Origin of the sequence: Colwellia sp. MB3u-8, assembly GCF_014076985.1 — a bacterium.
In the GTDB taxonomy this organism is placed as follows: domain Bacteria; phylum Pseudomonadota; class Gammaproteobacteria; order Enterobacterales; family Alteromonadaceae; genus Cognaticolwellia.
Window position 1 is genome coordinate 64,065 of sequence record NZ_JACGVA010000064.1, and the last position, 10,674, is coordinate 74,738.

8 protein-coding genes are annotated in these 10,674 nt (G+C 37.1%); 5 read left to right on the forward strand and 3 right to left on the reverse strand.

Annotation, left to right across the window (positions count from 1 at the left end):
* Positions 1–79 precede the first annotated feature (79 nt).
* Positions 80–1,876 (reverse strand): DNA helicase RecQ, encoded by a 1,797-nt coding sequence (gene recQ, locus H4J54_RS10695; protein WP_182190865.1) that lies wholly within the window; start codon positions 1,874–1,876, stop codon positions 80–82.
* A 489-nt stretch (positions 1,877–2,365) separates the two neighbouring features.
* Between recQ and H4J54_RS10700 the strand changes: the two genes are divergently transcribed.
* On the forward strand, positions 2,366–4,708 hold the full coding sequence (locus H4J54_RS10700) for a TonB-dependent siderophore receptor (RefSeq protein ID WP_182190866.1): 2,343 nt from the start codon (positions 2,366–2,368) through the stop codon (positions 4,706–4,708).
* A 22-nt stretch (positions 4,709–4,730) separates the two neighbouring features.
* Positions 4,731–5,411: a Fe2+-dependent dioxygenase gene (locus H4J54_RS10705; RefSeq protein ID WP_182136403.1), complete on the forward strand. Its 681-nt coding sequence runs from the start codon at positions 4,731–4,733 to the stop codon at positions 5,409–5,411.
* 99 nt (positions 5,412–5,510) lie between these two features.
* On the opposite strand, the gene H4J54_RS10710 is transcribed toward H4J54_RS10705, so the two are convergent.
* Entirely contained in the window at positions 5,511–5,810 is a 300-nt protein-coding gene (locus tag H4J54_RS10710; RefSeq protein ID WP_182136404.1) for a 2OG-Fe(II) oxygenase, read from the reverse strand.
* 521 nt (positions 5,811–6,331) lie between these two features.
* Here H4J54_RS10710 and H4J54_RS10715 point away from each other — a divergent pair.
* Positions 6,332–7,342, forward strand: a complete 1,011-nt coding sequence (locus tag H4J54_RS10715; protein ID WP_182190867.1) for a reverse transcriptase/maturase family protein — start codon at positions 6,332–6,334, stop codon at positions 7,340–7,342.
* Here H4J54_RS10715 and H4J54_RS19440 read toward each other — a convergent pair.
* Positions 7,316–7,912, reverse strand: a complete 597-nt coding sequence (locus tag H4J54_RS19440; RefSeq protein WP_259367139.1) for a PEP-CTERM sorting domain-containing protein — start codon at positions 7,910–7,912, stop codon at positions 7,316–7,318. The two genes, H4J54_RS10715 and H4J54_RS19440, sit on opposite strands and share 27 nt — an antisense overlap.
* 1,106 nt (positions 7,913–9,018) lie before the next feature.
* Here H4J54_RS19440 and H4J54_RS10725 point away from each other — a divergent pair.
* Positions 9,019–9,369, forward strand: coding sequence for a hypothetical protein (locus H4J54_RS10725; protein ID WP_182190868.1), 351 nt, complete (start codon positions 9,019–9,021; stop codon positions 9,367–9,369).
* 88 nt (positions 9,370–9,457) lie between these two features.
* Positions 9,458–10,231 carry a hypothetical protein gene (locus tag H4J54_RS10730; RefSeq protein WP_182190869.1) on the forward strand — a complete coding sequence of 258 codons (774 nt, stop codon included), beginning with the start codon at positions 9,458–9,460 and terminating at the stop codon, positions 10,229–10,231.
* Positions 10,232–10,674: the final 443 nt, after the last annotated feature.

The window sequence follows — 10,674 nt, forward strand, 5'->3', positions numbered from 1 at the left end:
TCATCTCTTTAGTTGGTTGCCTAAGGTTCAGTGCCATTTGCATTGCTCGTTCAACTAACAATATAGCCTAGTTCACTGCCTAGCTTAATAGCGCAATAATTTGTGCACCATAAAGCTCAAGCTTTGTTTTACCTATGCCATTAACCTCTAATAGTTGATTTAAATTTTTGGGATTTCTGCGTGCGATATCCATCAAGCTAGCGTCATGAAAAATAACAAATGATGGCACGCCTCTTTCTTTAGCCCACAAGGCTCTTTGTTGCCTAAGTTTTTCAAAGTTAGCTTGTTCTTCTGTTGTTAAATCATTCTCAATAGCGGGTTTTGATTTTTGAGCTTGCTTGGATTTTGTACTCTTTTGCACCTTAAGTTGTATCTTACATTCCCCTTTTAATAAAGGCCGCGATTTTTCGGTTAATTTTAACACGCCATAATCCATTTCAACCGCTAAATAGCCCATTGAAATAAGCTGCCTAAATACCGTCTGCCATTCAGTTGCGATAAGTTCACTGCCAATATTATAAGTTGAGAGTTTATCGTGGTTAAGGCTGGTTATTTTTGGTGTTTTTTTACCGGTAAGTACATCAATTTGATGACCAACGCCAAACCTTTGGCCTGTTCTATAAACCGTAGATAGCGCTTTTCTGGCGGCACTTGTGCCATCCCATGTTACGGGAGGATTCAAACAATTATCACAATTATCACAAGGTTCTGCTAATGTTTCACCAAAATAATTTAATAGCACTTGTCTGCGGCATGAACTAACTTCACAATAACCTAGTAAGGCATCTATCTTACGCTGTGTGAGATATTTAAATTGTTCATTGCCATCACTTTGACTGGCCATTTGTTTTAGTTTAATCACATCTTGCATACCATAAGCTAACCAAGTGTTAGCTGGCAGTCCATCTCGACCGGCTCGTCCGGTTTCTTGATAATAGGCCTCGATACTTTTAGGTAAATTTAAATGCGCCACAAATCGTACGTCGGGCTTGTCAATGCCCATACCAAAGGCAATGGTGGCGACAATAATAATGCCGTCTTCTCTCAGGAACCGTTGTTGGTTATTATCTTTAATATAACTGGCTAAACCGGCATGATAGGGCAGGGCAATTTTGCCTTGTTCAGATAACCACTGGGCGGTTGTGTCTACCGACTTTCTCGATAGACAATAAACAATACCCGCATCGTTGGTATGTTCGGCATTAATAAACTGCAGCAGCTTTTCTTTGCTATTTTTCTGTTCACTGATCCTATATTGAATATTGGGTCGGTCGAAACTGTGTATAAAAGTTTTAGCGCCGGTTAAATTTAAAACCTGAACGATTTCCTCTCGGGTTTTCATATCAGCGGTAGCGGTTAAGGCAATTTTAGGCGTGTTGGGGTATCGATGACCTATGATGGAAAGTTTTTGATATTCAGGTCTAAAATCATGGCCCCATTGCGAAACACAATGAGCCTCATCAAAGGCAAATAATGCAATAGTGACTTTATCAATAAGGTTAAGAAAATAATCACCTAATAATCTTTCAGGCGCAACATATAATAAGTCTATATTACCTGACATTACCAGCTGCTCTACGCGCCTTTGTTCTTCATAATCTTGTGATGAATTTAAGAATTCAGCTTTTACCCCTTGTAGCTTTAAGGCATCGACTTGATCTTTCATTAAAGCGATCAGTGGCGATACCACGATACCAACACCATCTAAAACTATCGCCGGTATTTGATAACATAATGACTTACCGCCACCCGTTGGCATCAGGGTGAAGACATCAGTGCCACTGATTAATTCACTAATGATATTTGCTTGTTGATGGCGAAAACCAGCGTATCCAAAGGTGTTTTGTAACACTGATTTTGCGGTGTTGATATCCAAATTAAGTTCCTTGATAAAACTAGATCATATTAAGTCAGCATATTTTTAACTACAGCGGTTATAAACAACCTAGACTAAAAATTTAACCATAAACAGCCCCAAAATCTAATAGATTTTACATAGATTATTTTGAGGGTCCAGCATTCGGTGAAGATAGCATTAATGGCGACATAAATGAACACAAGGCAAGTGGATGTTGGCGACTGGTCGTCGTAGCGGGCATTTATGCTTAAGTATCGACATATTTTATCATGTAAAGATGTTTCAACGAGCTTTAAAATATATTTTCGTTATATAACCCCACTTTTTTAACCGCCGTTTGATGAATAAGCCTCGTATAATGTGGGCCTTATGTTAATTATTCTGCTTGTACCGCTTCTTATTATTAATATAAATGCAAATGATAGGTGTTATCATTTGCATTTAGGTTTAGGCTTAGTTAATATTAAATTCTTCATTAATTAAGGTTTTAATATAAAAAGTAAAAACATGACATCTAACACTCAATATCATCATAAAAATAAAATAGCACTTGGTGCACAGGCCGTAGCTGCTGCTCTTGTCTTTAGCAGCCCACAGGTATACGCAGAAAACAACGGAGAAAATTGTGAAAAAGATAGCGGTGTTAAGTGCGAAACAAAGCAAATTAATCAATCAGATGAAGCGATTGAATTAATTAGAGTTCACGGCTCTAAAACCTCGGTATATTTACATCCTGCCTCTGGTGATATGCGCCGTGTTGCTGCACTTGTTGATACGCCTCAAATTATTACAGTATTAACACAAGACCAAATTTTAGAAGCAGGTAAAACGGATCTTAAAGATATTTTGTCTGCGCAAGCGGGAATTACTTTAGGGACGGGTGAAAACGGCAACGCTTTTGGTGACCGTTATATTATTCGTGGCCACGAAGCGCGCAGTGACGTATTTGTTGACGGTTTAAGAGACCCTGGCATGAGTACCCGCGAAAGTTTTGCTACTGAGCGTGTTGAAATTACCAAAGGACCCAGTTCAACTTTCGCAGGCCGAGGATCATCAGGTGGTGCGGTGAACAGTATTACTAAAAAAGCGTCAGTAAATTATAATTTTGGTCGTGTTGATGCCGGTTTAGGTAGCGATGAATATAAACGTGTCACATTAGATTATAATTTACCCCTGTCAGAAAATTCTGCTATTCGACTCAATGCTTTAGTCTCTGATGAGGATAAACCAGGCCGTGAAGACATTTCAAATGAAAGAAATGGCGTGCAATTATCAGGGGTATATTTACCCACACAAGCACTATCCATTACCGCCGATGGCTACTATTTAGATGCTGAAGATGTGCCTGACCTAGGCAGTTATTATGACCGTGATGCAAGAGCTCCTGTTGAAGACATTCCTGTTTATGCACAAGCGTCAGACTTTTTAACCTCTAAAGTAAAAACATTCACCTTAAGAACTGAATATGAAGTGAATGATGATATTGTTCTCTATAACGCCACACGTTTTGGTGAGACCAAAAATGGTTATATTACTACCGGTGCAAGTGGTACAACCCGTGCCGCTAGCGATCTCGAAGCGCCAGGCGAACAAACCATAAATTTAAGCACCCATCAAGGTTATCAAGATGTTTCGTACGCGAGTACGCAGTTCAACTTATTCTGGAATACGAAAGTGTTTGATTTAGAGAATAACTTTGTATTTGGTCTCGAATATAGCGATGAAAGCGTTAAAAATGGTGTTTATGACATTAATTATAACAACGCAACTAATTGCATAACATCTGGTCGTCGTGGTGATAGAGAAGGTTATTGTATTGTTGACGGTACGGGTAATCAGGTCAGTGATATTGCTCAGTTGATGGGAAGAACTTATACCCGCGGTGACAAGGATGCCGTACTTGATATCGAAACAGTGTCAGTTTACCTCATTGATACCGTGCAGTTAACCGACCAACTTGACGTTTATTATGGTGCTAGGTTAGACAATTTTGATTATAGTAATGACGCAACAAGTAGAGGCACTTCGGCGCTTTATGCTTATTCAGACACTATGTATAACGGTAATCTTGGCTTAATATACGATTTTTCAAAAGACCTTAATGTTTATGCAAATTACAGCACAGCAACCAACATTAATGGTGGTGAGACTGACTTAGGCGCAAACTGTGGTTATGGTGGTGTTTGTGGTAATGCGACTCAAGTACCTGATTCAGAGCCTGAACGGGTAGAAAACATTGAGCTTGGCACTAAATTAATGTTGCTTGATGATAATTTCTTGTTTAGTGCCTCTATTTTTCAAATCACTAAAAATGATGTCATGGAAAGCGTAGGTGACGACGATTACGCCACCTTGGGTACCTTAAATACGGGCGAGAATAGAGTAAGAGGTATTGAAATTGGCTTTGTGGGTAATCTAACCGATGAGTTAAGTGTACAGTTTTCTGCAACATCAATGGACTCTGAAGTTGTAGACTCTATAAATGAAGACAGTATTGGCCTAGCGTTAAGTAACTTTGCTGAAAAAAGTGTTTATTTACAATTAAGATATGAAATTAATGAGTCATTTGTTGTCGGTGGTGATTACGCTTACCAAAGTGAAATGTACGCAGGTCAGCCAGATACTGCTGCTGGTTATGATAGCGTAAATAATCAATACAGTGTTGTGGTTCCTAGCTACCAAGTGGTTAACTTATTTGCTAACTATTACGCGACAAATGACTTAAGTTTTAGATTAAACATTGGTAATGCCTTTGATGAAAAATATTGGACGGCGGCATATCGTTCTGGTTCATTTATGTATTTAGGCAGTGCTACCAGTACCAAACTTACCGCAACGTATGAATTTTAATTAAAAAGGCAAAGTAAAAGTAATGATTGTTATTGAAAAAATATTATCCAAAGAAGAAGTTAATGCTTATCGTCAACAGCTCACTAACGATATTTGGGGCGACGGTAAAAACACCGCGATGGGCATGGCGGCTTCGGTTAAAAATAACAATCAAGCTGATGCCAATAATACCCATGTGCGTCAATTAGCTAACCAGCTATTGTCGCGCATTGGTGAAACACCTAAATTGGTTTCAGCCGCTTTACCACATAAAATATTTCCACCCTGTTTTAATCGTTACAGTGATACGCAAGAGTATGGTTATCACGTTGATGCGGCGATCATGAGAATTCCTGGTACGACAGAGGTTTTACGTAGCGATATGTCAATGACCACATTTTTAAGTGAGCCTGAGGAGTATGAAGGAGGGGAGTTAATTATCTCTACCGAATTTGGCCATCAGTCAATTAAGCTGCCGGCCGGTTATGCTGTGGTTTATCCCTCAAGTAGCTTACATAAAGTCACGGCGGTTACTCAAGGTCAGCGAGTCGCCGCAATTACATGGATGCAAAGCATGATAGCGGATGTTAGTCTGCGTCAAAATTTGTATCAACTAGATCAAAGTATACAAAACCTGATCACAGAGAATAAAACCTCCCGCACAGAACTAGACAGTTTACATAATGTTTACCATAACTTAATTCGAAATTTTGCCCAGCTATAGTCATGGTTTGGCTCGGTTGGCTTTTTCTAGTTAAGAAAAAATTAAGAAAAAGTTAAGCAAAAATCACGAAAAAGTTGAACATCACAAAGTGCTGTTCAACTAAACATTCAGCGCAAAACTCAATAGCACACGTTTACCCGACTCAATTTTAGAGACACTATGCTCATACTTGTCGGGCCGAAATAAGTAAACCCGATTAAATAAATTTATAATACAGTGTGAACACTTAAATACCCCACCTACTTTAGGCGTTTGTATGACAAAATTAAGCTTGTAATAACGTCCTGATTGCACGGGATCACTGTGTGTCATTACACTATGGTTAGTCGGGTAAGTGACATAATTAATAGAAAAAATTTGACTACTGAAAATTGCTCTATTTTTTACTTTAGCGATCATAGCCACTCCATTATTTTACGCCTAGTCATCATTATCGACAACATACTCAAGACACTTGCTTAAGACACCAGCTCAATACAGATGGATATTGGGTTGACCTAAGCCAATCACAAGCGGTAAACCTGTTGCGACTTTACCTAATCATTAAAATAGTTGCTGGTTGGCTAATCCTCTAACGTATCTAAATAAAAAGTTAGCTATTATTAAAAGGGCTATCCACTTAGCCCGACCAACCACTACATGTTGTGGTCCCTTTCTTTTGTCATTTAGGTCTTGTTGGTGCGCTTAGCGAAAGCTAGCAACCCGTTATTCCTAACGTCCGCTTCAAGCTCATTCCTGCCATTGGTATTTCACATCTTAATGCTAACTAATGCCACAATCGAGACATTAAATTTAATACTGACAGGCATGTTTAAATGACCTCTTTCTGCTTCAAAGTAGACCTTATCTAAAAAGATAATTTACTCATAGGGGTAACAAGGGATTGCTAATTCTATGATGTTGGTTTATTACTATTTTTTATGATGAATGGGTTAACAAACTCCAACCTATTGGATGAATCATTTAGTTGGTTATGTAAACAACGAAAACATTTCCCTGTGAATAGTGATGTGTGGCATTGTCGATTTCATTGGAAAAGTATTAAACCCAAATTAATACGTGATTTATCAACCAACCGTTTCACTTTTCAACCACTACAAAAGGTAACGAAATCATCAGGTGAAGTTATTCACCTATGGACATCAATCGATAGTTTAGTATTGAAGTTGTTATCACGGGTATTACATCGTTATTTACCGTCTTCTAAGCTGTGTACACACTTAAAAGGGCATGGTGGCAGCAAACATACCGTTACAGAGATACAACATGATTTACACAACAATACGTTTGTATTTCGAACTGACGTAAAATCGTATTATGAATCAATAAATCATGAAATATTGTTAAAAAAGTTATCGGTTTACATTAAAGACAAGATGGTGATGAACTTAATATCACAATATTTAAAACGAAGCATTGAATCAGGTGGATTATTTAAAGATATCAAACAAGGTATTTCATCGGGTTGCCCATTAAGCCCCTTGATATCGAGTTTCTATCTTTATGAATTAGATAAAGAAATGCAAGATAAACCCGTTTTCTATCGAAGATATATGGATGACATCATTGTATTATCATCTTCAAGGTGGAAATTACGTAAAGCCATAAAAAAGGTTAATCAACATTTTGAAAAACTAAAGTTAAAACAACACCCTGATAAAACAACTATTGGTAGAATTACTAATGGGTTTGATTTTTTAGGGTATCAGTTTGGAAAAGAAAAAATAACAGTTTCAAAAAGAACATTACAAAATCACATACGTCGATTATCGCAGCTTTATGAGCAAAAAAAGCATCTACCAAATTGGAAGATGCTTCTTGATGATTATCGACAACATTGGGTTACATGGGTTTATTCAGGCATACCGTCGTCAATAATTAATTTTGATTCTGAATCAATAAACTTAAGATTTTTTCTTAAATCGACGTGATGCTAAACCAATCATTCCTAATGCGAAAATAGCTAGAGTCGATGGCTCCGGCACATTGGCTGATCTCACCAAAAACGTAGAATAACGTTCATTTGTATTTGTTTTATAAGAATCATAATTCGAATTTCTGCCCATAACGTGGGCGTAACCGTTCATATCACTATAAGCATAAGACATCGAACCTGTATTGTCCGCAAACCACCCCAAACTCATATTCGGGGTGTTCTCTCCTATTATAGCCTTTAATCCTGTATATGGTTCCGCCCCACTATAATTGCTGTATTCAGCGCCTGTGTCATATCGGTTAACATCAGTGCTTAACGGTGCCAACATATTGTCCCATAACTCGATTACTTGCTGCATGTCGGCTAATTGCCAGCCGCTATACGTTGTCACCAGCATGCTGGAAACTTCTGTGTATGTGTGCTGGTTGTTAACTCCGAAATCCATCCACTGCAATCCCGTCGTCGTGTCCACGAAAGTCTCATCTGCCGCATTAATAATCCCGGCACTCGATGCACTACTCATCGTTAACGCTATCGCGAGACTAATTATCTTTAAAGTTTTCATCTATATTTATTCCCTTATTCAAATAACCCGTTCTAAGGTCTGTGATCAACATATAACGTCATTGGCTTGTGGTGCAGTACCAAGCAAATATCACACCAACCTTAAAATACAATGCAACTTCAATTAGATATAAAACATCACTAATATAAGTAAGTTAGAAGTGTAAAAAAAGCTGACACTAAAAATATTTTTGATTTTGTCATTGGCTATGTTCCATTAAGCCTTTGATATATCGTTCGTTAGCTAAGTTTCGGTTAACAACCATGATGACAACCCCCATTTCATCGACCAAAACCTAAATCGTCTACGCTCACCGAGCAGCAATCTGAAAAATTTTTCAATACCCCAAAAATAAAGACCAAACACTATATTTGATTAACCAACTGGAACCGCTTTAAGTCGTTAAATCTGAATGCCTCACTGTCACACTAGCTTGATTAAACGTCACAGCAGGGAATTAGGTAGGAAGTGTTATCGCTTTAACCATGATAAAAAACTTTTCGTTACTATATAAGGTCAGCAATATGACCTTTAGCTGACTGTAAAAAAAGCTGACACTATCAAATAATTACTTCCGCTTTGCGCACAAAGTGATCGTTAATAATTCAAAAGTGTATGACTGCTGTGGTGGCTCAGTTCTCTGTCAGAGTAAATACAAGTCTATGCCTCCTAAAAGCTCATTGTTGACGTAACCACATGAAAAGCTTAATGTCAGCATAGAGCGAGCAGCGGACGTTTCTTTATTAAACCCTACAAGGAACAATATATGGAAGTTTTTAATTAAGTCTTTAATAACGGCTATGTACCATTATGAGATAAGCGATGAAAGCAACACACAACCAGACCCAGCAATTGTTGCATTGTCCGCGGCGGTAGATATATTAAAAGACGTGACTCAAGATGAAATAATTTTCCTTAAAAAGGTTTAATGTGATTTTAGTGCATCACATAGTGACCCTGAATTTAGAGAATGTTGTTTCGATTTTATAGAAAATTACATTGATGATCATGAGGGAAATTGGCTTTAATTTAACTCTTAATTTAGTTCATTATTAGCGTTTTTATTGTGGAAGCTCATTATTTTGACAGTGTTATGGGGAGAGGGAATGACAGAATATGATTATAACTTTGAAGCAAACAGATTAAAAAATTTGCAAGATCAAACATTGACCGCTGATGTAATTAACGGGACTGTCATATTGGGATGTTTACCTGATAGCTCTGAGATTGATTTTGCATCGTTTTTAGTAGATAAAATTCAGATGGAAAAATTGAAAAACAGTAATTTCAGAGAGCTTGTTTTACCTCTCTTAGGGATATTATCGGAGTATCGAAAACAGCATGATATTTTTCCAAATCAAGATTGTATTTTGGAAATTTTCGACAGTAGCCTTTCTTTGAAATGGTTGGAAAATGATGGTGCGGAAAAATTAATTTCCAAGCATGTGGTTAAGTAAATCGTGATGTAACATAGATATAATATGAATATTTAAAATATTTAATTCAATAATAGCAATTAATTATTAATACATGGAGTATATTAAAATGACAACTGAGTTCAATATTTATCATGGGTCTTCTGACTTTGATTCTGACTTAAAGAATTACGAAGACTCGCATTTCACGAAATTTCCAGAAATGATGCCATGGATTGGAGGTGAGTATAATGAACAGGAGATAAAAATATTAGTTGTCGGTGAAAGTTATTTCTTCAAAGAGGCAACATTTCACCATAATACTTCGAATTGGTACTCAAAAACATTTAAAGACAACCTGAGCGATAAAATTGGGGATTTAAGTAAAAGGAGTGGGCACAGAGTTAGGCACCATATAACAAGAAGTATAGATAATTCTTTTAAAAAGAATAAAAAGAAAACTCACCCTATGCATAGAAACCTTCATGATGTACTTTTAAAAACAGAGATATTTAAACCCAGAAATTCTAAAAACAGCACACCTTTTGATTTTATAGCATATATAAATTACTTTCAAAGACCAGCAGAAAGTGCTGGAGCATCAATATCAGAAAATAAAATAGACCTACAAGTAGCACTAGAAACGATAAAAAATATAATCAGTATCATTAAGCCTAACATAGTTATGTTTGCATCAGTTAAGGCATATAAAGCAGCACGAACAGATAAACTACTTTCCTTCCTAGATAATTACGGTGTTCTTTATGACTACTCCGCGCACCCTTGCTCTCAGCATTGGAATAGAGCTTGTAAAAAATATGGGAATATCAGAGGAAACTCTAATGGTCCCTTGAGAGGTAAGAAAAGGTTTATAAAAGCTATCGACGTGATGACCTTACTATAAAAAGACCTCTGTAAATAATATTGTTTAACTGAATGCCAGAAAACTGGTAAATAGTCAGCAATACTTTTGCAAAAGTTAACTTCAGCAAATGGCACGAAGCCGTTCTTCGAAGGCGGTTTTTTAGTATCTGACGTATGTCTGCAATGGTGGCAGACTGTGTAAAAACTATTTTTAATTTACCCAAATCCCAATATTTTATCTACGCCTTATTATTTTCGCAGTAAATTGTTGGTATGTTGTTTATTTTGGGTTGAGGGAGCTGATATCCGCTTTATTAGCACGTTTATCACGCATATGAGCTAACAATAAAAGGCTAACTACGCCCTTATTGCTTCGAGTAGACTTTCACTGCCCACAATCGACATCATTCGTTTGAGGTTATAAGCGAGAACATGAAGACTCATCTCGGTACTGACATTTTTCAATTGTTTGGTAAGGAAGTG

Coding starts and splice junctions, on each gene's coding strand:
- H4J54_RS10700 (WP_182190866.1), top strand. CDS start 2,366: ATGACATCTAACACTCAATATCATCATAAAAATAAAATAGCACTTGGT.
- H4J54_RS10730 (WP_182190869.1), top strand. CDS start 9,458: ATGACAACTGAGTTCAATATTTATCATGGGTCTTCTGACTTTGATTCT.
- H4J54_RS10710 (WP_182136404.1), bottom strand. CDS start 5,810: ATGATCGCTAAAGTAAAAAATAGAGCAATTTTCAGTAGTCAAATTTTT.
- H4J54_RS10715 (WP_182190867.1), top strand. CDS start 6,332: ATGATGAATGGGTTAACAAACTCCAACCTATTGGATGAATCATTTAGT.
- H4J54_RS10725 (WP_182190868.1), top strand. CDS start 9,019: ATGACAGAATATGATTATAACTTTGAAGCAAACAGATTAAAAAATTTG.
- H4J54_RS10705 (WP_182136403.1), top strand. CDS start 4,731: ATGATTGTTATTGAAAAAATATTATCCAAAGAAGAAGTTAATGCTTAT.
- H4J54_RS19440 (WP_259367139.1), bottom strand. CDS start 7,912: ATGAAAACTTTAAAGATAATTAGTCTCGCGATAGCGTTAACGATGAGT.